The sequence below is a fragment of the Paenibacillus thermotolerans genome, from assembly GCF_028745515.1.
Lineage (GTDB): Bacteria > Bacillota > Bacilli > Paenibacillales > YIM-B00363 > Paenibacillus_AE > Paenibacillus_AE thermotolerans.
The window spans coordinates 1-24,963 of record NZ_JAQZSG010000023.1 but is presented as its reverse complement, the minus strand read 5'-3'; the positions used below and the strand labels follow the sequence as shown (position 1 = coordinate 24,963).

Below are 24,963 nucleotides of genomic sequence, written 5' to 3'. Positions count from 1 at the left end.
TGTTCCGTTCTTTTATAATTCTAAACAGAAACAAAATGCTTGCAATAATCAATTCCTCCCGATGTGTACATTACTCAACAAACCATCAATAATTGCCGATTATCTAAAAAGGGTAATTTTTGGGGTGACTAGAGTGGATAGAAGGGCTTTGCCAATTCGCATCTGAAATGACTTATAGGCAGAGAGTTAACGGAACGAAATATCCGCTAAAAACCGCCTCCCCCCTAAAAGCTGCGAATTAGNAATTCGCATCTGAAATGACTTATAGGCAGAGAGTTAACGGAACGAAATATCCGCTAAAAACCGCCTCCCCCCTAAAAGCTGCGAATTAGCGGAACAAGTTGTCCGCTAATCGCCCGAAAACCGCCAATTTTCGGAGATTCAAGCGAATTAACGGACATTCGGTTCCGCTAATGAGCCCTTTTGCCCGGTTTCGACAAAATTAGCGGCCATCCGGTTCCGTTAGCGCCAAAGCGATTAGCGTCAATTCCTGAAGCAGTTGGTGATGTCCGCCTGGACATGAGAGTTTTTGGGGGCGGCGATCGTGGGAACCGTGGAATGGTGGTTCAAGAATGGAATGCCTTTACCGCCCCGTGTCATTGCAGAACGTTCCCGCATTATTCCACCACATTACGCTCTTTATCAATTTGAACAAAAACAAAATCCTCATCCATGATTCCGTGATGAGGATTTTTTCAATAGGAATTAAATAACAAATGTAACGTTACCGAGCCAACTCACGAAACCAGGTTCTAAATAGCGGCCGTTGCCTTGCGCCTCCGCTCCAGTTCACGCTCAAGACTTTCGAGACCTCGATCCATCGCCCAGTAATGATTCGACCGGAACATTGGCTTCATGATCGGAGACAACCATCTGAGCAGCGGTTTCTCCGCATTAACATACCAATCGAATCGCACGTTCACGTACTCCCCGTCCTGCTCGAATTTCCAAGTGCCGCGGCCGGCTAAATCGCCGGAGGCTTTGAGCGACAGGGAATGGGGCGCATTTTCCTCCGTTTTGCACGACTGCCAGCGCAGCTTGTACGGCAGCTTCCCCCTTGAAAGGAGGGCGTACACTTCATTTCCCGTTTCTTTGTCGGTGCCTGCCACTTGAATATCCAAATAAACTTCCGGCCACCAGCGATGATAATCTTTGAAATTCGAACAGACTTCGTAAACTTCCCGGATGTCTCCCTTGATCCGCCAATCCGTCGGCATATAATATTCGTTTGCTCTCATAGTATCCTCCCGATCGTCGAGTCATGCTCAGCCTCTTATTCAAATATTAACGTTCTACTCCTCACCGAACGGGGAATCGGACAAATGGGTTCGGAGCGTCTCCTTCGCGGCCGCCTCATCCCCGATGCCGCGGTAATAAGACACCAGCATGCGGGCAAGAGCGGCTTGCTGCATCGCTACCTCGGCCGCAAGCCCTAAGCTCCACACATAATCCTTTCCCCCGAACAACGCTCCTCGGCACGACCGAAACTGCTTCTCTCCCTCCGCCGCGTTCCGTTCGTCGATTGCAGTCGTCCGGCCCATAAAGTCGCGGAAGCTTTCCAGATCCGTGAAGGAAGGAGGGATGCGCAGCAAGTATCCTTCGTTGCTGTGAGTCAGCTCCGCGGACAATCCCGCTTCTTTTAACGACTTTTTCAACCGGTAGACGGTGTTGTGCACATTATGGAGCGCACGATCCTCATCCAGATTCGGCCAGAGCAGGTCGGCCAACTGCCATTTGCCCGCAATCCGGTTCGGATACGCAAGAAGATAGGCGAACAGCTCCTCCGTCTTTCGGGTCGGCCAACCGATCAGGCTTCCGTCCGCCTTCCTCGTCTCGAACGTGCCTAAGCAGCTGACGGGCGGATCCCCGGCCGCGGATGGAGGCCGCAGGGCGGAGCGCAGCGAACGGTTCTTCGATAGTCGGGTCACAACTCTCTCAAGCGCGTCTGCCGTGACCGGCTTGAGCAGGTAATCGACCGCGCTCACGCGAAACGCATCGACCGCGTAACCCGGATAAGCCGTCGTGAAGACGACCTGAAGCTCTTCATCGATCGCCCTAAGCCGGTCTGCAAGCTCGATGCCGCCCATCTTAGGCATCTCAACGTCAAGAAAGACGGCGTCGGGCCTAAGCTGCGGATACCGTTCCAGCGCCTCAAGAGGACTCGCGAACGCTCCCGCCACTTCCAATATCGGATGCCGCCCGGCAATCCTTTCCATCAGATCCAGGATCGGCTTCTCGTCCTCCACGATGATGACGCGAAGCTTGTTAACATTTCCTCGCATGTTTAAAAAACGAATCCCCCTCGCATCAAATCATCGCCAGTGCCTTTTTTCGAAATATAGCAGAGCCTGCTCCCAAAATTCTCACAAGAAGAGCAACGCCTTATTGAACCCTTTGCCCGCTGCCCGTCTAACCCGCGGCCAATGACGCCGTACCCGGCTTCGGCAAATAAACGGTTACCTTCGTTCCCCGTTCCAATGCCGAATCGACCGTTACGCTCGCGCCGGGAATGGCCGCCAACCGCCTGCGGACATTCGCCACCCCGATGCCGGCGCCTTCCGGCCGGTCGCCTGCTCTTAGGCGGTAGAGCAGGTCATCCGCCATTCCGACGCCGTCGTCTGTAATATCGAACCGGATATAACCGTTCCCGTCCGTGATCGCCAAGGTTACCGTACCGTTGCCTTCTTTCTCGAACAACCCGTGCCGAATCGCGTTTTCGACGAACGGCTGGAGGGTAAGCGAAGGAATGACGACCGTTTCTAGTTCCGGGTCCGTCTGCAGCTTGTAGGCCAGGCGCTCGCCGAACCGCGCCTTCTCGATTTCCACGTAAGCCCGGATTAGCTCAAGCTCCACATTTAGGGGTACGAACAACGTCTTCTGGTCGCGTTCGAATACCATTCGCAAATAACGGCTTAGCATGGAAAGCAAATAAGCGGCCTTTTCCCCGTCGGTATAGCAGAACGAGACGATGCTGCTGATAGCGTTATACAGAAAATGCGGTTTAATCTGCGCCTGCAGGAACGCCATTTCGTTCTTGACAGCCAATTCCATCGATTTTTTCATCGACAACAACGTCCGGACCCTTGCAGCCAGCGTCTTCGGATCGAACGGCTTGGCGATGAAGTCGTTCCCGCCCGCACGGAAGCAGAGCTCGATATCGTGCAAGGAGTCCTTAACTGTCGCAAACAGAACGGGCAATTCGAGCGCCGAGCGCGTCTCCCGCACGTTCCGGCACAGATCGATGCCCGACATCTCCGGCATCATGACGTCCAGGATCATCAGATCGATCCGCGGATGATCCTCCAGCTTGCGGATCGCCTCATTCGCGGAAAAAGCTGTAAGCACGTTGTACTCATCGCCCAGCAGATTGAGCAGGATCCGGACATTGGACGCCTCGTCGTCGACGACGAGCACGGTGCACTCCCGCTTCTGATCGACGATATCGAGCTCCGCCGGGTACGCCGGGTTTGTCCGTTCCGCTAATGCGGCAACATAACCTTCTGCCGATTCGAAAGCATTAACGTCCGCAAGCGGGAGGGTGAACGCCATCCGCGTGCCTTGCCCCGGCTCGGAGCGCTCCACGCAGATTCGTCCGCCCATCCGTTCCACCAGCTGTCGGCTGATGTACAGACCAAGCCCCATACCTGTGTAACCGTCCTTCGGCAGGTCGCGTTCCGCTTGCTCGAAATAACCGAAAATCGCTTCATGGCTTTCCTTCGGAATCCCGATTCCCGTATCCTCTACCCTCACGGTTACTTGACCGTCCGCAACCGTCGCGCCGATCGCGATCCACCCTTTTTTCGTATGCTTGATCGCATTATGGGTAAGGTTGTACAGCACCTGGCGCACTCGGTTTTCGTCCGCACGGACGAACGTGTCCGGCGCAATGCGGTTCTCCCATCGTACATCCTTGCCGGCCAGTTCGAACTCCAGCACCTGGAATGCCGTCTGGGCGGCGACTCGCAGATCCAGAACCGTTTCTGCAAGCTGCAGATCCCCGTGCTTCAACCGGACGACGTCCACGAGGTCGTTCACAAGCGCCGAGAGCTTCGTCGACGTGTCCTGGATAAGGGACAGTTCGCTTCGCTGTTTGTCCGTAAGGGTACCCGCCTTCCCGTCGAGCAAGTAGGAGGCCATATTTTGGATACCGTGCAGCGGCGTTTTTAATTCGTGCGACGTGTTGGCCAAGAATTCATCTTTCAGCTTATCCCGCAAAATCAATTGCTCTGTCAGCTGTTCTGTCCGATTCATGGCGCGAGCGAGACGGAATGCAAGCAGCGTATTCATGAACGCGATGGCCACAAGAAAAGCGATGCGGCGCCCAAGATCCGTGCTCACCCAGTCGAGCGAATAGAAAAAGCCGACCAGCAAAATCGACATGATCGATACAAGAACTCCGCAGAGGAGTGCGGATTCCTTGCGGTCCAGTTGCCCGTCTTGCTTCAAATACAGCCGCACGGACCGGCAGAAGTAAAACGCGACCAGCAGCAATGCATATTGCCAAGGCAGATTTCCGACGACCGAATACATCGTATATGGAAGTGCCGCGGCGGACGCGATACAGGCGGCGAGCGGAGCGGCGAGCGCCATAAGCAGTCTTCGGGACAACAGCTTCACGTCCAGGTAATGGAGGAATATGCCCAAGACCACGAAATTCGACAACCCGCCGATATAATAAAGCTTCCTCGCCCATTCATAGGAAATTTCCGGCGCCAATTGAAGCAGCAGCTTATCTCCGTCAAGCGCGATGAAAGTAATAAAAGTTAGGAAATAAAGGCCGCTGTACAAATAAGCTTTATCCTTCAGCCTCATGACGTAGATGCTCAAGTGATGCCCCCCGAACATCAACAGGATGAACAGAGCGAAAAACTCGAAAGCGAAAAAAATTTCGTCTTTTCGGAGCATGTCCGCCTGCGTGCCGAGCTGCAAATCCTCGAAGCCCCCGTCGATCGCGGGGTTGTCGCTCGCAACCTGCAGAACGATGGTAAGCTCCCGGCCTTCCGTGTGAAAGAACGTCGTATACGGCTTGTTTTCCGCCTTGAATTCCCGCGGATTGTCAGTCGGATTGCCCCCGCTGCCGATCTCTAAGCCGTTAACGTACAACCGGTGCGCTCTGTTTATGTTGTTCACCCGGATTCCATAGCTGCCGCCGCTCTCCTGCAGCTTAACGGCCAACCGGTACGTGCCGAACGGCGTCGCGCTCGCCTGGTCCGGAGGACTCCCCCCAAACCAGGCGTTCGGGATATTCGCCGTAATGGCCTGGGCAACGAATGGCCCGCCGCTGCGGAAATCGTCCGGCGAAAGCAGCTTGTTCGGGTAGAACGTCCACTCTCCGTCGAGATTGACGATTCCCATGCTGCCGAATTCCCATCCGCTAAGATCCAGGACGCCGTGCGACGCCTCCGGGGCCGACCGATTCGGCACGGTATAATCGTAGATCCCTATTAATAAAAAAATCGAAATTAGCGGGATCAGCGTCAAGCCTAACACCCGAGAGCCGAAACACACCCCTTTTCGCAAGCACAAGCTTCCCACCGCCGTTCCTCCCGAAATCCCGTTTTCGCCAGCATAGCATCTTTCGCTCCCAAAATACTCTCAAGGCCATTATCACAAAATTATCGACAGCCCGCTACGAGAAACTGTGCAGGAAAAACTTCAGCATCCAACTTGCCGGCGCGAAGGACGAAACGAACAAAGCCGAGGGAAATCGGGAGTACCGCCTCTTTTCCCTCGGCTTTACCGAGCGTATGCCTCTTACTCCAGCGAGTCCAACAAAGCTTCAATTTCAGGACTTAACTTGATCGTACGCAAGAGAACGGTTAGCGCTTCGGCCCGGGTGGCGTTCTTCTCCGGTGCGAAAGTATTCGCATCCAGCCCGCTAACGATGCCTGCTTCCGAAGCTTGTTGAATTTCCGCTTTTCCCCAGGTATGATCGATATCCTGGAAGCCGGCCGTTCCCGCTCGCTTCACATCGTTCAGATTCACGATCCTTGCGATCACGGCAACCATCTCTGCGCGAGTAATGTTTTTGTCGGCTCGAAACGATCCGTCCTCGTAGCCGAAGATCAAGCCGTTGCCGGCCAGCGTAAGGACGGCATCCTTAGCCCAGCTGTCCTCGAGATCACTGAAGTTTACCGTCGCTTGACTCCCTTTGGCAAACGGAAAAAGCTTCGTGACCATCATCGCGAATTCGCCTCGGGTCACGCTCTTGTTCGGTTGAAACGTCCCGTTGCCATACCCCTGAACGATCCCGAGTTTTGCGAACAATCGGATGCTGTCGGCAGCCCAGTGGTTTTCCGCGTCTAGAAATGCAGATGTGCTTGTGTTCCGGGAGGCGCGAAGCTTTTCCGTAATCGTTTCTTTCATCACTTCAATGTACTTCGGGTCGTTAACATCAACGGCCGGCCGCCCAGGTACGACATCGATGACAGGAAGGGGCGCCGCCGGCAATGCTGGTATCGGTTCCGGTGCGGGTGCCGGAGGTGCCGGCAATGCTGGCGTCGATTCCGGTACGGGTGCCGGAGGTGTCGCCGGCGGTTTGGGCGCCTCCGGTGAAACGCCGCCGCCGCCGCTTCCCCCGCTCCCGCTCCGTCTATAAATCGTAACGACTTGGCTGCCCGCAACGCCGGACCCGTCGTTCGCCGTTGCCACAACCGTCACGGTGCCGGCATTTCCTGCCGTCAACCATCCGTCGGCGTTGATTACGGCCGTACCGGTTCCGTTCCGAACGGACCAAGTAACCGTTCGATCTCCGGCATCCTCCGGTATTACCGTTGCGCGGAATCGCACTTGTTCCCCGCTGTACAGCGAAGTAACATGATCCGCACTGCTCACGACGATTCCGGTAACCGGTTTGATCCTAACGGTGATGTTGACGGCAGAAGAAATTTGCGTGCCGTCCGTGGAAGTCGCCTTGACGGAAACTGTGCCTGCCTTTATGCCGGTAAGGACACCCGTTGCCGAAATCGCAGTTTCTCCCGTGCCCGCTTCAACCGTCCATGCCACTTGCTTGTTCGTAGCATCGTCCGGGCTAACGCTTGCGTTCATTTGCAGCGTACCGCCCACAAACACGTACTCCGCAGCGCCGGTTACCGTGATGCTTGAAACGGGGACGACGGCGACCGGAGCGGGGATCACTTCGATTATCTTGGATCCGATCACGCCGGTACCGTCTTGGGTGTTCGCGATCACCGTCACTGTACCGGGACGCCGGCCCGTAAGCATACCGGTATCGGCATCGATATCGGCCTGACCCGTACCGCCTGCAATCTCCCATCGTACCGAGGGGTCGGTCGCGTTGTCCGGGAGAACAGAGGCAATCATTCGCAGCGTGCCGCCGACTGCCACCGAATCCGCATCATTCTCGGCAGTAACCGAGATGTGCTCCACACCGACGTTCGGCGCTTGCTCCGGAGCTCTCGTAACGGTGACGGTATACGTTCGGGTAAACCCGCTCGGCGCCGTTACGATCAGCGTGACTGCGTTCGGCCCGACATCCAAACTCACCGGAATCGGATCGGCGTACGTCACCACGTTGCCGTTCACCGTCACGGTCGCCGACGGATCCGCCCTCAACGGAACAACGCTTACCGAGCTTGTCGCATATTCCACGGAAACGCGGTAATCGGTCACGCCGGCGTCAAATTCAGGCGTCAATTCGCCGGGGCTTATCGTCAAGTCGGCTAACTCCGCATTCGAGCTCGGCACCGGAATGACCTTCATCTCGACGGATGCGGACGCCCCGTTATCGCCGTCAACGGTTGCCGATATCGTCCCCGTTACGGAATCCGATACGTGCGGAGCCGTCCAAGACGCCGCGAATGCGCCCGCGCTGTCGGACGTCAACGTCGCTTCGCCGGCTCCCGCCTCGTTCCAGCGGCCTCCCAAAGTGCTGCTTACTTTCACGGTCACGTCCGCCGCAGGAGTGCCGTCTTCATCGTAAACGATACCGGTCACCGTCATTTCTTCGCCGCTTGAAGCCGTCGGGCTGGCGACCGACAAGCGGATCGAAAGCGGCTTGCGTTCCCACTTGGCAAATAGGGACATGTTTCCGGCAACCCGATCCTCCGCGAAATTCCAGACGACCGTATAATCCGGATCTTGGTACCACCCTACGAAACGGTGCCCTTCCTTCGCCGGCGTCGGCGGTTCGGGAAGAAGCGCCCCCTCCGCCGCGGTCGTCTCCGGCAGGACGGTTCCCCCGCCCGTATGATACGAAACGGTAAATCGAGTAGCCTCCCACACGGCATAGAGTGTCAGATCCCCGTTAATTCGTTGTAACTCGTAGCTTTCGCCGGCCGCGTACGTCTGCCCGCTACCATCCGGTTCGGTGTTCCACCCTGCAAACGAATGTCCGAATTTCGTCAATCCGCCGTGCGACTGAATCGGAGTCGAAGAATAATAATGATACCGAACATAATCCTCCGGCGCCTTCCCCCCGGTTTGCCCGTTCCCGTCATATACAACGCGATAATAACTCTCCGTATAATTGTGGAAGTTATTTATCGCATACATGAGCAAATCGGTATCAGGCGGAAAGACCATCGTCACCCTGTTCTGCGTCCCGCCGAACGCTTCGCTATTAAGCCTCACGTTCGCCGGTAAGATCACCCGGGTCAGGTCGTTATTGTAAAAGGCTTGCCTGTCGATCAAGGTCAATGTCCTCGGCAATATAACGGACGATAGCCGATTACTGGAAAATGCGTTATCGCCGATCTCCTTCAAGCCGTCTCCGACAAACGTCAGCTCCTCAAGAAGATTATTATGGAACGAATAGGCATCCAGCAGCGTCACGCTGCTTGGAACCGAAAGCCGCGTCAACCGATTGTTCATGAAAGCGGCTCGGTGGATCGCCGTTACGCCTTCCGGAATCGTCACTTCCGTAAGCGCATTGCCGCTAAATGCGTTCGGGCCAATCGACGTCACGGTTTCCGGAATCGATACGGCAGTCAGCTGCTTGTTCATGAACGCACCCGTACCGATCTCCGTTACGATATGGCCGCCCAGCGTATCGGGAATGACGACGTTCGTTTCCGATCCGATGTAGCTCCGGATCGTAATTCCGCCGCTTACGTCATTAAGGAAGTAAACATAATCTCCGCTCGTCGTTTCGTAGGCTCTGGAAACTGAAATCGTATATGTTCGAGTATGGATGCCGTCCCCCGCCGTAACGACGATCGGGATCACATTCGCGCCGGTTCGCAAGGGGACGTTTACGGCCGACCCGCTGTCGGCAGGGATCCCGTTGATCGTTATCGCAGCCTGGCCGTTGGCCGCTTCGGCGGTAACGGCTACGCTCGTCACGCCGTTGCCGACATCTTCCGAGACATAATCCAAAGCTTCAGCCGAAAATACCGGATTTAGCGTGCCTTCGTTCAACGACAGACCGATGAGCCGGGCATCGGAGCGTTCAGACGGAACGACCTGAATCGACCGGTCGCTTGGAGCAATGTCGGTACCGTCTACGCTCGCCGTCAAAGTGACGTACGTCGAATCTTCCACGAACGGCGCCGTCCATGCCGCTAGGAACGTTCCGTCCGCCCCTGTCGCTACCGACACCCTGCCGCCACTCGACGCGTTCCATGTTCCTAATGAGCTCTCCAGATTTACGACGGCATTCGGGACCGGCGAACCGTCCGCGTCGGTGACGAGCCCCGTGACGGACAGCGTATCTCCGCCGGTCGCGGTGGGGCTGCCCGGCGTCAACTGCACGGAAGCGATCTCTGCGCCGCTCCACTTCCACTTCGCATACAACGTCATCGTTTCAAGGACGGTGTCGTTCGCAAAATCCCAAGGCCGGCGGGTATACCCGGAATCGGTATACCATCCCTCGAAATCGTAGTTCACCCTCAACGGCGCGGGAGGCTCGATCGCAAGTTGTCCATAGGCTACGGTTTGATCGGAAATATTCGTACCCCCTCCCGTATCGAATGCGACTCGATACGTCTCGCGTTCCCAGTTGGCATAAAGCGTGAACGAATCTGCGGCGATGCCATAAATAATCGGATACTGACCGCCGAAATAATTGTTACCCGTTCCGTCCGGCTCCGTGTTCCACCCTTTAAAGACGTGACCGGTTTTCAATAAGGAGCCCTGATCCGGGACGGAACCGTGATTTCGGTAACAGACATAATTGGTGTCCGACGGAGGCGTCCCCCCGGCGCTGCCGTTTCCGTCGTAACGGATTCGATATTCGCAGGGCCAAGTACGGACGCCGTATTGATTCATGTAATTCAGATGAGGCGTAGACCCCCATTTCGCAAAGTACATCGTTACGTTCGTATCGCTGAATACATCTCCGCCGAATTCGAAATTAGGCGGGATCGCGATGCTTTGAATTCGATTGAGCTTAAACGCATTCGCTCCGAGGTACTTTAGCGTGGCGGGCAAGGCCACCGTCGTCAACTCATTTTCGGCGAAGGCATACGGCCTAATGTGAGTGATTGGACCTTGGAACGTCACGCTGCGAAGTTTGTTTTTCTCAAACGTATTCTCTGCGATTTCCTTCACATTGCCGGGGATCGCGATCTCCTCGAGCTGATTGTCGCTGAACGCATAGGCTCCTATTTCCGACACGTTTCCCAGCGTTGCCCGCTGCAGTCGGTTGGTTTGGAAAGCGGCCCTTCCGATATACTCCACGCTGTCAGGAATCTCTACGCTCATTAGTTGATTTCTGTAAAAAGCGAAGCTGTCAATATGCGTAACGCTGCTCGGAATCGTAATTTCGGTTAATGCGTTGTTCGCAAACGCACTGCCGCCGATGAACGTGACGCTATCCGGAATCGTAACGCTCGTAAGCTGCTTATCGTTGAGACCTGTAATGTAGGTTACCGGCTTTCCGGCGATCGAACTAGGAATCGTAACATCCTTACTCGTTCCCACGTAACCCATGATGATTATTTCCGTTTCGCTCTCCAAGTAAATAAAGTCGCTTTCCTGTACGCTATTTGCATGGACCTCCGGGAAAGATAAGCCGCTGCCGAAAAAAATAATCGCAAACATAAATAGTAGGACTCGACGCATCGCCAACCTCCGATATCGATAAATTTTACTCATTTTTCGTTCAAAACGGCTTAAAATAAAGGAGCAAAATCAACAGAAACGCAATCAAGTCATCTTGCAAAATCAGTCTACAAGAAGGCTCTCCCAAAATTCTCCCAAAAAAAGCCGGCACAGAGTCTCCTCCATACCGGCTGAATCCGATCCCCTAATTTCCTATAAAAGGAAGGGCCCCAAATACATTCGGGGCCCATCTTAAACCGATCTAGTTCCAATGTTTCATTACCGGTTCCAGCCTCTCACTCCACCGTCACCGACTTCGCCAAGTTGCGCGGCTTGTCGACGTCATTGCCGCGGGCGAGCGATACGTAGTATGCCAACAGCTGCAGCGGCACAACCGACAACGCCGGCGTAAGCAGCGGGAGCGTGTGCGGGATGTAGATCACATCGTCCACCGACTTCGCCACCTCTTGATCGCCTTCGTTGGCGACCGCGAGCACGCGTGCGCCGCGCGCCTTCACCTCGATAATGTTGCTCAGCATCTTCTCGAACAACGTCTCCTGCGTCGCAAGCGCGATGACCGGCACGCCATCCGTAATGAGCGCCAGCGTTCCGTGCTTCAGCTCGCCCGCCGCGTACGCTTCGGAATGGATATACGAAATCTCCTTCAGCTTCAAGGAGCCTTCCTGCACGACCGTGTAATCCAAGCCGCGGCCGATGAAGAACAGGTTCTCTACACCCTTGATCTCTTCCGCCACGCGCTTAATCACGTCAGCCTGCCCCAATATCGCCTCAACCTGCTCCGGCAGCTTCTTCATCGCATCAATGACGCCGGCGACTTCGGTTTTGTTCAAAGTGCCGAGCGTTTGCCCAAAGAACAAGCCCAGCAAATAAAACGCGATCAACTGCGAAGTGTACGCCTTCGTGGACGCCACCGCGATTTCCGGACCTGCGTGTGTAATGATCACGTCGTCCGCGTCGCGAGCGACGGAGGAGCCGACCACGTTCGTGATCGCCAGCACGCGTGCCCCTTGACGCTTCGCTTCGCGCATCGCGGCGAGCGTATCGGCCGTTTCCCCGGACTGGGAAACGACAATGACAAGCGTATCCTTCGTTATAATCGGATCGCGGTAACGATACTCGGACGCCACGTCCGTCTCGACCGGAATGCGCGTCAACCGTTCGATCACGGTTTTGCCGACGAGGCCCGCGTGATATGCCGTGCCGCACGCGACGATATGAATGCGGCGGATGCCGCGAATGACGTCGGCGCTCATCCCGATTTCCTTCATCACAACGGAATCGCCGTCGATCCGCGGAAACATCGTATCGCGGTACGCCTTCGGCTGCTCATGAATTTCCTTGAGCATGAAGTGGTCGAAGCCGCCCTTTTCCGCCGTTTGCATATCCCAGTCCACACGGAACAAATCGTGGGATACCGGACGGCCTTCCAGGTCGGTAATCGTGACGCTGTTCTTCGTCAACACCGCCATTTCCCCGTCGTTCAAAATATACACGTCCCGCGTATGCTCCAGAATCGCCGGAATATCGGAGGCGATGAAATTCTCGTTCTCGCCTACGCCGATAATCAGCGGAGAGTGCATGCGCACCGCGACCAATTTGTCCGGCTCGTTTTCGGCCAGCACGCCGAGCCCGTACGCCCCGCGAATCCGCTTCACCGCGGCGCGGACCGCTGCGACGATATCGCCTTGGTACAAGTCCGCTACCAAATGCGCAACAACCTCCGTATCCGTTTCGGACACAAACTCGTAGCCCTTGGCGATCAGTTCCTCCCTCAGCTGAACGTAATTTTCTATAATGCCGTTGTGCACGACCGAAATTTTTTTCTTCACGTTCGTATGCGGGTGGGAATTCACGTCGGACGGCTTCCCGTGCGTCGCCCAGCGCGTATGCCCAATGCCGACGGAACCGCAAAGCGGGGCCTCCGTTAATTGGCCCTCCAGCACCGCCAGCCGGCCCTTCGACTTCTTCACCTGCAGCCCTTGCTCCGTAAACACCGCAATACCCGCGGAATCATACCCGCGATACTCCAGCTTCTTCAAACCCTCGACCAAAACCTGCTGCGAATCCCGATGACCGATATAACCAACAATACCGCACATATGTGAAAAACCTCCGAAATAGTTAGTAATAGGAAATATAAGCGTATGAAAATAGAGCCTCGGGGTACCCGAAACTTTTTCAGAAAATGAACGAACAAGTCCATACTTTAAGAAGCCTTTGCCGCAGCACGAAAAAACATACAGCGAAGCAAAGAGTCTCTCACGAAACGTTACAGATCCAATTGAACAGACGAATCCCGTTAACGTTTAATCATGTTAAAAACATGACGGCAACAATCGATGGAACACCCATCAACCCGAAAATTGGGAATAAAAGAACAAGGTGTCCGCCAACCGCGAATACCACAAAACAATCTTACAGTTTCTAACTACATACCGCCTTATGAGAACTTTGTCCGAAAGGTCGCCCTCTCGTTTTCGTTTCTCATTCTCGGCCTAGCGGCGCTGCCGGGAGGTCCCCGCCGAACGGATCCTCGAACACCTCCACCTCGTCAACTTGCCGCGCGCTTAAGCTTATCGGGTTTCCGTGGCCTATAGCCCCCGATTATGCTCGAATCGTCATCAAAATCCAATCCGACACATGCCGCTTATGCCGCTCGCAAGTTCTGGCGCTTGTCTACCGAATTTCCCCGACCCTCTCTTTCTGCTTCAAAGTCATAGTACTATATTATTCATTTCCTACCTGGATGGCAACTTTTATTTTCATGATTATTTTCATGAATGCCAAGTCGCTTATGGACAGTGTATGTGAGTTGCTTCCGAGAAGTGAAGGACAGAAAGCACTATTTTCTCTTCTCAAAATGGCCCCCATGAACTGCGACGCCGGTACCTTTTCTTCCACTTTTCTTCCACTTTTCTTCCACTTTTCTTCCCACGACGACACAAAAAAGCCCAAATCCTCTCCTCCCCTTCGCCGTATCGACGAAAGTAGGAACGAATTTGGGCCTATGATTTTCGGTCTCTACGCTTCCGCAGCGCCCAGCTCCGCACGTACGACGTCCGCAATGCGGCCTGCGTGCGCTTCGATGACGTCGCGGTCCGGCCCTTCCGCCATCACGCGAATGAGCGCTTCCGTGCCGGAAGGACGCACCAGCACTCGGCCGTTCTCGCCAAGCTCGTCGGAGACGGCGCGCACAGCCGCATCGATCGCCGCGTTCCCCTTGAACTTGCTCTTATCGGCGACGCGCACGTTGACAAGCACCTGCGGGAACTTCTGCATCTTCTGCTTCAGCTCGCTGAGCGGCTTGCCGGATTTCACGACCGTGCTCGCCAGCTGCAGCGCCGTCAAAATCCCGTCGCCCGTCGTATTATAGTCGAGGAAAATCACATGTCCGGACTGCTCACCGCCTAGATTGTACCCGCCTTTGCGCATCTCTTCCATGACATAGCGGTCCCCGACGGCCGTCTGAGCCGTTCCCAGGCCAAGCTCGCGGGCGGCTTTGAAGAAGCCGATGTTGCTCATAACGGTCGTAACGACCGTGTCGTTCTTGAGGCGGCCTTCCTGCCGCATCGCATCCCCAAGGATGCAAAGGATAAAGTCGCCGTCAACTTCTTCGCCGGCCGAGTCAACGGCGATCAGCCGGTCGGCGTCTCCGTCGAACGACAGCCCGAGATCCGCGCCGTGGCGCAGCGTTTCCCGGCGGATCATCTCCGTATGGGTCGAGCCGACGCCATCGTTAATGTTCAGACCGTTCGGCGTCGCGCCGACGGTCACAACTTCTGCGCCAAGCTCCGTGAATACGCGCGGCGCCAGCTCGAAGGCTGCTCCATGCGCGCAGTCGAGCACGATCTTCAAGCCGTCCAGACGCTCCGGCGTAATCGACCGCAAATAGTCCGCGTACAGCCATTTCGCCTGATCGTCGTCGCGGACGGTGCCGAGGCCCCCGCCAGCCGGGCGAGGCAGCTCGTCGGACGAGGCGTCCATCAACGCTTCGATCTCGAGCTCCGTCTCGTCGCTCAGCTTAAAGCCGTCTCCGCCGAAAAACTTAATCCCGTTATCTTCTACCGGATTATGCGATGCGGAGATCATGACGCCGGCGTCCGCTCCCAGCTTTCGCGTCAAATAAGCTACGCCCGGCGTCGACACGACACCCAGGCGAAGCACGTCCGCTCCGATGGACAGGAGCCCCGCAACAAGCGCCGCCTCCAGCATCGGTCCGGAAATGCGCGTATCGCGGCCGATGACGACCAGCGGCTTCTCATTGCGAACCTCGCGCCTCGTTAGTACATATCCGCCGCAGCGGCCGATTTTATACGCCAATTCCGACGTCAATTCGCGGTTGGCGACGCCTCTCACGCCGTCCGTTCCGAAATATTTCCCCATAGCTCTATACGATCTCCTTCAACCGTCAATAATCTCTCGCTGCCCATATGACATAATAACGTTCTTCGCGGCAAAAGGTTCCTCACCCCGGATCGCTCCTGCCATAACTCTAGCCTCCCGTACTACAGGCCGTCAGGAGGAGGCGGTACCTCCTCGGATGAGCCGGACGAACCTGCGCCGGAGCCCGCTGAGCCCCCCGAGCCCGTCGTGCCTGAGCCCGAGCTGCCGGAAGAGCCTCCCGAGCCTTCGCTTCCTCCCGTCCCGGCCTGACCGGAGGAAGGCAGATCGCCCGAAGCCGTCCCGCCCGCGGAATCGTTCGGCGGTACGCCGCCCGAACCTCCGGAATCGCCTTGGCCCGGGCTGGAATTTGCGCCGGTTTGCCCGCCGCCTTCTCCGCCCGCTCCGGCGCCGGCCTTCGAAGTGATCTCGAGCGTTACATGCTGCACGTTGCCCGATGCCGCCTTCACGAACGACGGCAAATTATATTCCACCGGCAGCTGGTGCACGCCGGCAGGCATATTGCTGACGTTCACGATCGCCTTCACGTCATCCTTCGTCAGCGTCGCTGCAATGTCTGGCGCCGCCTCGATCGTAACGTTAAACGTCGGATCCGCCGGAGTAACGAGCTTATAGCTGTACTCTTCGCTCTTGCCGTTCACGCTCAGCGGTATATCGTTGAGCGTCGCCGTCGTAGACGGTACGATCGTCACCCGAGCGGTTACGGCCGTCGGGCTCACCAACTCGATGCCTTCATGCATCGGAATCGTAAATTCATAGTTCGTCGTTTGCGTTAAGCCGCTCAAATCGATCGACAAACCGTCGTAAAACTCTAACGAATTTAAGTACGCTTGCTTGCCGTACACCGTTACCTCGGACACGTTCTGCTCGAACGCCCCGACCGCATAGCCGGCCGGCGGATCGCCGTTCAGCTTGATTTGCAGCGGCACGGTCTTGAACGGGCTCGAAACCGGCACTTCTACATCGACGACCGGCGGCGAAATGACCACATCGAGCGGATCGCCTTTCTTATCCAGCGCCGCGAGCTTCACCTGTTGCTTCACCGTAGAAGTCGCGCCGTCGACGCTGATTTCGCCGACTACCTTATCCAGCTTCTCTGCCATCGTCCCCGAAACCGTCACATTCACCCGGTTCGGCTCAACGATCGGCTCGCCCGCCGTATAGCCTTCGGCAGGCGTACCGGTGACGTTGATGGCGACAGGTATTTCCTTGCGCTGCTTTTCTTCCACCGTTACGTACACGTTCGGCGGATCGATGTTTACCTCGACGCCCTTCGGAAAGCCGGTTGCCCGCACCGGTACCAGCTGTTCCCCGGGCTCCACCGAAGACAAATCGAGCTCAATTTTATAGTCGCGTGTGGACACCTTCCGCATGGCGGACGCGCTTCCGTTTATTTCAACATTGACCGTCTTCGGATCGATCGATATGATGGAATACCGGTTTTCGTCCAGTCCGACTACAGTAATGCTTGCATTCGTAATTTTTTCGGAGGTTAAAGAAGGGCTTGCTCCGGTTGTCGAATTTTGCACGTCCAGCCTTACGATAACCCATAGCAAAATGCCGAGAACGACAGCCACGACGCGTATCACGTTATTGTTGTTGAACCATTTATCCATGCCGTTCCCCCTTCCTCTTGCCGAAGAAAGAAGTCCGTTCGCCGGTTTTGCGCTTCATACGGGGATTGAGCTCTTCGTGCAGCTTTGATATGAGCGATTCTTCGTCGATCCCGCGAACCATCTGGCCGTGAATGGCCAACGATATTTGTCCGGTCTCTTCCGAAACCGTCAACGTAATCGCGTCCGATACTTCGCTCATGCCGATGGCGGCCCGGTGTCTCGTCCCCAGCTCTTTGCTGATGAACGGATTTTCCGACAAGGGCAAGTAACAGCCCGCAGCCATAATTTGGCTGCCGCGGATGATGACGGCTCCGTCATGCAGCGGCGTGTTCGGTATGAATATGTTGACGATCAGCTCCGTGCTGATTTGCGATTCGAGCTTCGTTCCCGATTCGATATATTCGGTCAGGCCCGTTTCACGCTCGAACACGATCAACGCCCCGATTCTTCGGGACGACAGATGCTGCGTCGCTTTAATGACTTGCTCGATCCGGTTGTTCATCGCCTGGTCCTCTTCCGAGGCGGCGATCGTAAATATTTTTCCGCGACCTAGCTGTTCCAGCGCTCTTCGGAGCTCCGGCTGGAAAATAATGAAGAGCGCGAGCACCCCGAACGTGAACATCTGGTTCATCAGCCACTGAAGCGTCAACAGCTCGAAAATATAGCTGACCGCCCATACCGCAACAAGCACGACGATCCCCTTGAGAAGCTGAGCGGCCCGTGTGCCTTTAACGAGCAATATTAATTTATATATGATATAGCTCACAATGGAAATATCGATTATCTCTTTAATAACGGTCGTCCAAGACCATGTCCAATCTGCTAAGAAGTTCACTGATCTTCGTCCCCCGAACGTCCCGTGTTCAGGACAGGCAGTTGAAATCATCATACCACAAAAGGCGTGAGCGTTCCTAACACAAAGAAAAGATTCCTTCACTTGGAAGGAATCTTCGCGCGTTACAAATGAGGAGCCGGTCTGCCGACCAGCATGCTGTACCAATCGCCGAACTTATACCAGATCCAGTCGAGCGCCTGATCCACCTTCGTAACCTGTCCCGAAATATGAGCCGTCGACGCCATGGCGAGCTTCCCGTCGACAACGGTCAAATTCCCCTGAACATCTCCGTTCACCAGCAGCGTCCCGTTCTCGACCACCAAATTGCCTTGCATCGTGGAGCCCTCCGGTATGATCACTTGGCGTCCTTGAATAATTACGCCGTCCAGATCGTCCCCTCTGACGACCAGCTGCGTGCCTTGATTCCACAAGGACATGAAGCTGCCGATCATGATGACCAGGAATGCGGCGGCGGCGGTCATCGCCGGATGTCGGCGCACCCACCGGGTCCAAGCCCTCTTCCTCTGTACAGGCGGCAGGCTTGCCATAATCTTGGCCGACAAATCCGACGGCGCCTGCGGCCGATCCAGCAGCTTTACGAGCGCTTCCGCTTTCTCCAGCGCCTTCAAGCGTGCGGAACAGCCGCCGCATTCGTTCAGATGAGACCGAAGCTCGAGTCTTCGCTCGGCATTCAAATGGCCGTCCAAGTATTCGTGAATCAATGGGAGGGCGTCTTTACACTTCACGTCCGGCCACTCCTTTCTGCTTGCAAAAATGCGTCTGTGTATACCATACGTACGAGTTCGCTCGATGTTTCATTTTTACGCTCATAATATATCGTCCAGCTCCATTTTTTTACGTAAAAATTCCCGCCCCCGATGCACCCTCGTCTTCACGGTAGTCACCGGCATATCCAGCACGTCTCCGATTTCCTGCAAGGACATGTCGTGCAAATACCGCAATATAACGACGGATTTGTACTTCTCGGGAAGGGTATCAATTGCCTCGCGTATGCGCCTCTGCGTCTCCGACAGCATCAGGCGCCCCTCCGGGGTCGGCTCCTCGCTCGGAAGCATGGAGTACCAGTCCGTGCCTTCCCCTTCGGACACATCGGCATCCAGCGAATAGGAAGCCTTCCGCTTGCGCAGCCGGTCGATGCACAAATTTGTGCAGATCCGGTAAATCCAGGTCGAAAACTTCAACGCCTCATCGTAACGGTCCAGGCTGCGGTACACGCGCAGGAACGTTTCCTGCACGATGTCCTCCGCCTCTTGGCGGTTGCCGGTCATTCGGTATGCAAGGTGATACAGCTTGTCTTTATAAATTTCAACGATATCCGAGAACGCGCCTCGATCCCCTTGCTTCGCAAGCTTGGCCAGTCGCGTCTCTATATTTTGCATGTCCATCAACTGCGGACAACTCCCCTCGGCGCCAAACAAAGGCCGGGAACGCTTCTCACGCGGATCGTCGTTTGCCCGGCCGTATTTTTACTGCTATTAGACGATCAGCCCGTATTTCTCAAACCTGCCGCAATGCCGTTAATCGTCATGAGCACCTCGCGCAGCAGCTCCGGATCGTCTTCGCCCCGTCCCCGAATCGCCCTCAATTCGCTAAGCAGCTTCACCTGCAAATAGCTCAGAGGGTCTACGTACGGATTGCGGAGCCGGATCGATTCCTGAATAATCGGGACATTGTCCAAAATTTCCTCTTGTCCCGTAATTTGCAGAATCATTTCGGACGTCAGATTGTATTCCTTCTCGATCTCTCCGAATATTCGGTTGCGGACCGTCTCGTCCTTTATCATGCCCGCATATTCCTTCGAGATAAGCAGATCCGCCTTGGCAAGCGCCATCTGGAGGTTATCGATCAAGCCTTGGAAGAACGACCAGTTCTCGTACATTTCCTTCAGCGTCTCCATCCCGTTCGGGATGCTCATTGCGAACGACTTCAACCCCGTACCGGCCCCGTACCATGCCGGGAACAAGTAACGGCTCTGCGTCCAGGAGAACACCCAAGGAATGGCGCGCAGATCTTCGAAACGATCGCTGTTTTTGCGTTTGGACGGCCTCGAGCCGATATTCAGCTCGCCGATCTCCGGCAGCGGCGTCGATTCGCGGAAGAACATGAGGAAATCCGGATCGCGGAATACGAGGTCCTGATATTTCTTCTGGGATACCTCGGACATCGTCTTCATGAACGATTCGTAGCGGTGCTCCTCGAGATCGCTTTGCGGGTTGCGCGCCGCCACCGACGCGGTAAGGAGCGCGGATGTTGCTTGCTCCAAGCTGCGGTATGCGATGCCCTTGAGCGAATAACGGGAGGAGAGCACTTCCCCTTGCTCCGTAATTTTAACGCCGCCGCCAAGCGTATGAGGCGGCTGAGCCATGATGCTGCGGTTCAGCGGCATTCCGCCTCTGCCGAGCGCGCCGCCGCGGCCGTGGAAAAACTTCAGCTTCACGCCGAATTCGTTCGCCGCATCCGTGATCGATTTCAGCGCCACGCGCAGCTCCCAGTTGGCCGTAAGCATGCCGCCGTCCTTGTTGCTGTCGGAGTAACCGAGCATGATTTCTTGAATGCCGTCAAGGGCGCCGATGCTTTCTTTGTACGTAGGAAGCGCGAAAAGCTTTCTCATAATGTTCGGCGCGTCGTGAAGGTCGTCGATCGTCTCGAATAGAGGCACGGCTTGGAACGAAGCGGTCACAGTGCCGTCCGCGCGCTTGCTGAACAAGCCCGCTTCCTTGCCGAGCACCATAACTTCAAGAATATCGCTGGCACCCTGCGTCATACTAATCAAGTAGCTGCGAATGCAGCGCGGGCCGAACTCTTCCTGTGCCCGCTTAATGATGCGGTATACGTCCAAGCACTCTTGAGTCGACTCGGAATATTGGAAATAAGACGAAGTAAGAGGACGCGGATCCTCCAGGAGCTTGTACAGAAGCTGTACCTTCTCATCCTCGGACAATTCCGAATAATTGTCGACGATGCCCATCAGCTTTAATATTTCCTGCATAGCCGCTTCATGCTCTTTGCTGTGCTGGCGCACGTCAAGAGCGGCGAGATAAAAGCCGAACAGCTCGACCTGGCGAATCAGCTTGCGTACGAAGGAATCGGCAGCGAAATCGGCGAAGTGGCTTCGCAAGCTCCGGTCGATAATGTACAGATCGTTCATAAATTCATCCGGAGATTTGTAGCGAGCTTCCGGTTTTCCCGTATCTAATCTCGTATTTTGAATACGTTCTACCATGTATACGAGTTTCACGCGGTATGGTTCCGTATCGTTGCGCCAAACGTATTCGGTCTTCAGCTCCACCTGCTCCTGGTCGACTTGGATGGACGCCAGCAGCTCCGGCGTAACGTCGACAAGCGTCGTGCTGAAGCTGAGCAGCCGAATGCCTTGCTTCAATTGGTCTTCGTATTTCTTTAAAGCAAGCTGACGATGCATGACCAGCGTGTCCCAAGTGACATTGGAACGAACCGAAGGATTTCCGTCTCGGTCGCCGCCGATCCAAGAGCCGAAACGAAGGAACGTCGGAACGTGCCAGTTGCCGCCCGGATAATATTTCTCCATGCAGCGCTCCAGCTCGTCATACACCTCCGGAATCGCATCGAACAGCGTTTCGTCGAAATAGTACAAGCCGTTGCGAACTTCGTCGATAACGGTAGGCTTCCGGTCGCGAAGCTCGTTCGTTTGCCACAGCGTAAGCACTTCATTCAGAAGCTTCCGCCGCAGATCTTCTCTTTCCCGATCCGTAAGCGTCGGGTTGTCGAGCTGCATCATATCGTCGGCGATCCGCTTATGGATGTCGAGAATGGCCCGCCGCATCGCTTCCGTCGGGTGCGCCGTCATAACCAGCTCCAAAGAAATACCGCTAAGTATATCGATGATATCCTCCGCCGGAACGCCGTCTTCCTTCAAAGAAAGGACCGCGCTCTCGATCGAACCCGGCTGTACGGAGCCCGCCGACGCACGCTCGTAATCGCGCTTGCGCCGAATGCGGTGGTTTTGCTCCGCAATATTAACGAGCTGAAAGTATACGGCGAACGCCCTCAGCACTTGAAGACGAACCTTCGGATCCAGCGTATTAATGATCGATTTGAATTCTTCGTGAATCTCGAGGATGTAAGAAGCGCGGAGCGTTTTGCTCATTTCGCGGATTTTCTCCACGATGCCGAGCAGCTCGTTGCCGCCTTGATGCACCAACACCTCACCGAGAATGTTACCGAGAAAACGCACATCTCTGCGTAACAGTTGATTCGAATGCTGCGAATTCGCACCCGCAGCGGTGACAGTTGTATCCGCCATCGTCTCGTTTCACCCCACCTATCCGGCATGTTGCCGTCTGTATATTTTTACATTTTACTAAATTAACGCGAGAAAATCTCGTGTTTTCAGAAAAAATCGTACGCATTTTCCGATGGAATTAGTTGGGCGATACCAGATGAAGCCGAAATTTTCTTGAGATTTCCTGCAGCATCTTTACGCCTGCAACGCTGTTTCCCGCCGGATCGAGTGCCGGTCCGAACAAGCCGAAGCCGCAACGGTTCGGGACGAACGAAACAATCCCCCCGCTGACCCCGCTCTTCGCAGGGAGGCCCACCTTCAAGAAAAACTCCCCGGAAAGATTGTACATCCCCGAAGTCATCATGATGGTAGCCACAATCTGAATGATCTCCTGAGGAATGAGCTGGGTGACTTCGCCTTGCTCGTTTTTCAGCCGTCCCCAGCCGGCCAGAAACAAACCGATCTTCGCCAGGTCGATGCAGTTTACCTCCAGCGAGCAAAGCTTGAAATACAGATCGAGCGTTTCCTCCACATTCACATCGGAGTCGATAATGTCCGTACTCTTCATGAAATAGGCAAGCGCCCGATTCCGGTCGCCGGTCTTTCGCTCCGAAAGAAACACTTTTTCATTCACTTGCATATAGCCGTTACCCGTAATTTTCGCGATTACGTCGACAACGCGCTGCAGCCTCCGTTCGGTCGTATCGCCGGGAAGCATGGACGCAATCACGATCGCTCCTGCGTTGATCATCGGATTCAGCGGCTTTTTGTGATCGACCGTTTCCAGCTTAACGATCGAATTAAACGGATCGACGCTCGGCTCCATGCCGACCTTTTGGAACACCTTCTCCGGGCCGCACTCCGTCAATGCGATCATGAGCGTCACGATTTTGGAGATGCTTTGCAGCGTAAATGTCGACTGCACGTCTCCCTCGGCCAGTAGCTCCCCGTCTGCTGTCGCCACCGCGATTCCGAGGGAATGCGGATTGGCGTACGCCAGCTCTGGAATGTAATCCGCTACCTTACCCTGCTTTGTGCAGGGACGTGCCTCCTGAATCAACTGCTCAAGATATTGTTTCGAAAAGGTTCCCTCCATACCGGTTGCGACCGCCTCCGAAGTTGCCGTATATATCAATTAGTTTAACCATAACGCCGGGGATGCGGCAATTGTTTTTGATTTACATTCCGTTGCACACCGTCGTGCCGCATGCTCGACCGTCTCGAACGGAACTTATTTCCGCTGCAGTCCCACACACCGCACAACTTAGTTGCATACCGCCGGAATACGTTAACCTAACATGAATCGAAAACAATAAGTACATGGAAAGCAAGAAATAAAAAAAGGCTGCCGATTCGCTAAATGCGAGTCAACAGCCATCAATATTATAGAAAGGTTAAAATAATCGAGGAGAAAAAAAGAGAAAAACTTCGCATTTAACGAAGTTTCACCCACAGTAGTAATGGAGCGGGTGATGGGAATCGAACCCACGCTACCAGCTTGGAAGGCTGGAGTTCTACCATTGAACTACACCCGCACAACAATTTAAAATGGTCGGGACGACACGATTCGAACATGCGACCCCCTGGTCCCAAACCAGGTGCTCTACCAAGCTGAGCTACGTCCCGTAAAACAATTTAGTGAAAATGGCGTGCCCTGAGAGATTCGAACTCCCGACCTTTTGATTCGTAGTCAAACGCTCTATCCGGCTGAGCTAAGGGCACATAAACAGATGGAGCGGACGATGGGATTCGAACCCACGACCCTCGCCTTGGCAAGGCGATGCTCTACCACTGAGCCACGTCCGCGAATGCGAATACTAATATATCATAATCCAAAGCGCGATGCAACAAGCAACTTTTGACAATCGGATATGATACATGGTGCGCGTAGAGGGACTTGAACCCCCACGGTCTCCCGCCAGATCCTAAGTCTGGTGCGTCTGCCAATTCCGCCATACGCGCATTCAGGAGATTACAAATGGTGAGCCATGAAGGACTCGAACCTTCGACACCCTGATTAAAAGTCAGGTGCTCTACCGACTGAGCTAATGGCTCAAGCAAGTAATACTGGGGATCCAGGGATCGAACCTGGGAATGACGGAGTCAAAGTCCGTTGCCTTACCGCTTGGCTAATCCCCAATATTGCAATGGTGCCGTCGAGAGGACTTGAACCCCCAACCTACTGATTACAAGTCAGTTGCTCTACCAATTGAGCTACAACGGCTCGCTGCTGAAGTGAAGAGATGGTGGACGCTGACGGGATCGAACCGCCGACCCTCTGCTTGTAAGGCAGATGCTCTCCCAGCTGAGCTAAGCGTCCTTATTATTAGGATAAATAGCTTGTATTATTCCTCTTAAGAAAAATTGGTGACCCGTAGGGGATTCGAACCCCTGTTACCTCCGTGAAAGGGAGGTGTCTTAACCCCTTGACCAACGGGCCGTAAACGTAAGATGGAGCTCCCAAGCGGGATCGAACCGCTGACCTCATCCTTACCATGGATGCACTCTACCTACTGAGCTATGGGAGCAAATATGGCTCCCCGAACAGGACTCGAACCTGTGACAACTCGATTAACAGTCGAGTGCTCTACCGACTGAGCTATCGGGGAATGTTACACAGCTTGGCGACGTCCTACTCTCCCGGGACCCTGCGGTCCGAGTACCATCGGCGCTGGAAGGCTTAACGTTCGTGTTCGGGATGGGTACGCGTGGTTCCCTTCCGCCATTATCACCAAACTGTGTGTGCTCTTTCAGGGATTGCTCCCTGAAAACCGGATGCGAAACGTGAGACATCATTCCAATATAGG

General features: G+C 55.0%; 13 protein-coding genes, 12 tRNA genes and 1 rRNA gene. All 26 read right to left on the bottom strand.

The genetic code is table 11. The features are described from left to right. Nucleotides 1-752 precede the first annotated feature (752 nt). Entirely contained in the window at nucleotides 753-1,238 is a 486-nt protein-coding gene (locus PT964_RS17775) for an SRPBCC family protein (RefSeq protein ID WP_274364708.1), read from the bottom strand. 54 nt (nucleotides 1,239-1,292) lie between these two features. Beyond that, nucleotides 1,293-2,282 carry a response regulator gene (locus PT964_RS17770; RefSeq protein ID WP_274364707.1) on the bottom strand — a complete coding sequence of 330 codons (990 nt, stop codon included), beginning with the start codon at nucleotides 2,280-2,282 and terminating at the stop codon, nucleotides 1,293-1,295. Between the two features lie 127 nt (nucleotides 2,283-2,409). After that, entirely contained in the window at nucleotides 2,410-5,535 is a 3,126-nt protein-coding gene (locus tag PT964_RS17765) for a hybrid sensor histidine kinase/response regulator (protein ID WP_274364706.1), read from the bottom strand. Nucleotides 5,536-5,754: 219 nt separating this feature from the next. Beyond that, the gene (locus tag PT964_RS17760; protein WP_274364705.1) at nucleotides 5,755-11,022 is read right to left on the bottom strand and encodes a leucine-rich repeat protein; all 5,268 of its coding nucleotides are present in this window, start codon (nucleotides 11,020-11,022) and stop codon (nucleotides 5,755-5,757) included. Between the two features lie 275 nt (nucleotides 11,023-11,297). After that, entirely contained in the window at nucleotides 11,298-13,121 is a 1,824-nt protein-coding gene (glmS, locus tag PT964_RS17755) for a glutamine--fructose-6-phosphate transaminase (isomerizing) (protein WP_274364704.1), read from the bottom strand. A 628-nt stretch (nucleotides 13,122-13,749) separates the two neighbouring features. After that, nucleotides 13,750-13,977 (bottom strand): hypothetical protein, encoded by a 228-nt coding sequence (locus PT964_RS17750; protein WP_274364703.1) that lies wholly within the window; start codon nucleotides 13,975-13,977, stop codon nucleotides 13,750-13,752. A gap of 66 nt (nucleotides 13,978-14,043) precedes the next feature. Further along, nucleotides 14,044-15,405 (bottom strand): phosphoglucosamine mutase, encoded by a 1,362-nt coding sequence (glmM, locus tag PT964_RS17745; protein WP_274364702.1) that lies wholly within the window; start codon nucleotides 15,403-15,405, stop codon nucleotides 14,044-14,046. A gap of 122 nt (nucleotides 15,406-15,527) precedes the next feature. Further along, nucleotides 15,528-17,039 (bottom strand): CdaR family protein, encoded by a 1,512-nt coding sequence (locus tag PT964_RS17740; RefSeq protein WP_274364701.1) that lies wholly within the window; start codon nucleotides 17,037-17,039, stop codon nucleotides 15,528-15,530. Then, complete coding sequence (gene cdaA / locus PT964_RS17735) at nucleotides 17,032-17,925, bottom strand: diadenylate cyclase CdaA (protein ID WP_274364776.1); 894 nt, start codon at nucleotides 17,923-17,925, stop codon at nucleotides 17,032-17,034. Before cdaA ends, PT964_RS17740 begins: the two co-directional genes overlap by 8 nt. A 71-nt stretch (nucleotides 17,926-17,996) precedes the next feature. Further along, nucleotides 17,997-18,620, bottom strand: coding sequence for a zf-HC2 domain-containing protein (locus PT964_RS17730; RefSeq protein WP_274364700.1), 624 nt, complete (start codon nucleotides 18,618-18,620; stop codon nucleotides 17,997-17,999). 81 nt (nucleotides 18,621-18,701) lie between these two features. Next, the gene (gene sigW, locus PT964_RS17725) at nucleotides 18,702-19,274 is read right to left on the bottom strand and encodes an RNA polymerase sigma factor SigW (RefSeq protein ID WP_274364775.1); all 573 of its coding nucleotides are present in this window, start codon (nucleotides 19,272-19,274) and stop codon (nucleotides 18,702-18,704) included. A gap of 104 nt (nucleotides 19,275-19,378) precedes the next feature. Beyond that, nucleotides 19,379-22,177: a phosphoenolpyruvate carboxylase gene (ppc, locus tag PT964_RS17720; RefSeq protein WP_274364699.1), complete on the bottom strand. Its 2,799-nt coding sequence runs from the start codon at nucleotides 22,175-22,177 to the stop codon at nucleotides 19,379-19,381. A gap of 118 nt (nucleotides 22,178-22,295) precedes the next feature. Beyond that, complete coding sequence (gene glsA / locus PT964_RS17715; RefSeq protein ID WP_274364698.1) at nucleotides 22,296-23,252, bottom strand: glutaminase A; 957 nt, start codon at nucleotides 23,250-23,252, stop codon at nucleotides 22,296-22,298. A 365-nt stretch (nucleotides 23,253-23,617) separates the two neighbouring features. After that, a tRNA-Gly gene (locus PT964_RS17710) sits at nucleotides 23,618-23,691 on the bottom strand. Between the two features lie 14 nt (nucleotides 23,692-23,705). Continuing rightward, nucleotides 23,706-23,782: transfer RNA gene (locus tag PT964_RS17705), tRNA-Pro, on the bottom strand. 19 nt (nucleotides 23,783-23,801) lie between these two features. Then, nucleotides 23,802-23,878, bottom strand: a tRNA-Arg gene (locus PT964_RS17700). Between the two features lie 9 nt (nucleotides 23,879-23,887). Then, nucleotides 23,888-23,962, bottom strand: a tRNA-Gly gene (locus PT964_RS17695). Between the two features lie 73 nt (nucleotides 23,963-24,035). Continuing rightward, nucleotides 24,036-24,118: transfer RNA gene (locus tag PT964_RS17690), tRNA-Leu, on the bottom strand. Between the two features lie 17 nt (nucleotides 24,119-24,135). Then, nucleotides 24,136-24,211, bottom strand: a tRNA-Lys gene (locus tag PT964_RS17685). 12 nt (nucleotides 24,212-24,223) lie between these two features. Continuing rightward, a tRNA-Gln gene (locus PT964_RS17680) sits at nucleotides 24,224-24,295 on the bottom strand. A 9-nt stretch (nucleotides 24,296-24,304) separates the two neighbouring features. Next, a tRNA-Thr gene (locus tag PT964_RS17675) sits at nucleotides 24,305-24,380 on the bottom strand. A 20-nt stretch (nucleotides 24,381-24,400) separates the two neighbouring features. Further along, nucleotides 24,401-24,476: transfer RNA gene (locus PT964_RS17670), tRNA-Val, on the bottom strand. 45 nt (nucleotides 24,477-24,521) lie between these two features. Next, nucleotides 24,522-24,596, bottom strand: a tRNA-Glu gene (locus PT964_RS17665). A 12-nt stretch (nucleotides 24,597-24,608) separates the two neighbouring features. Further along, nucleotides 24,609-24,684 (bottom strand) — tRNA-Thr (locus PT964_RS17660). A gap of 5 nt (nucleotides 24,685-24,689) precedes the next feature. Continuing rightward, nucleotides 24,690-24,765 (bottom strand) — tRNA-Asn (locus PT964_RS17655). 10 nt (nucleotides 24,766-24,775) lie between these two features. Beyond that, nucleotides 24,776-24,892 (bottom strand): 5S ribosomal RNA (gene rrf, locus PT964_RS17650). Nucleotides 24,893-24,963 lie beyond the last annotated feature (71 nt).

Excerpts from the sequence above, each read along its gene's own strand:
- PT964_RS17740 (WP_274364701.1), bottom strand. The coding sequence starts at position 17,039 with ATGGATAAATGGTTCAACAACAATAACGTGATACGCGTCGTGGCTGTC.
- glmS (WP_274364704.1), bottom strand. The coding sequence starts at position 13,121 with ATGTGCGGTATTGTTGGTTATATCGGTCATCGGGATTCGCAGCAGGTT.
- PT964_RS17770 (WP_274364707.1), bottom strand. The coding sequence starts at position 2,282 with ATGCGAGGAAATGTTAACAAGCTTCGCGTCATCATCGTGGAGGACGAG.
- cdaA (WP_274364776.1), bottom strand. The coding sequence starts at position 17,925 with ATGATTTCAACTGCCTGTCCTGAACACGGGACGTTCGGGGGACGAAGA.
- PT964_RS17775 (WP_274364708.1), bottom strand. The coding sequence starts at position 1,238 with ATGAGAGCAAACGAATATTATATGCCGACGGATTGGCGGATCAAGGGA.
- sigW (WP_274364775.1), bottom strand. The coding sequence starts at position 19,274 with ATGCAAAATATAGAGACGCGACTGGCCAAGCTTGCGAAGCAAGGGGAT.
- PT964_RS17760 (WP_274364705.1), bottom strand. The coding sequence starts at position 11,022 with ATGCGTCGAGTCCTACTATTTATGTTTGCGATTATTTTTTTCGGCAGC.
- glsA (WP_274364698.1), bottom strand. The coding sequence starts at position 23,252 with ATGGAGGGAACCTTTTCGAAACAATATCTTGAGCAGTTGATTCAGGAG.
- glmM (WP_274364702.1), bottom strand. The coding sequence starts at position 15,405 with ATGGGGAAATATTTCGGAACGGACGGCGTGAGAGGCGTCGCCAACCGC.
- ppc (WP_274364699.1), bottom strand. The coding sequence starts at position 22,177 with ATGGCGGATACAACTGTCACCGCTGCGGGTGCGAATTCGCAGCATTCG.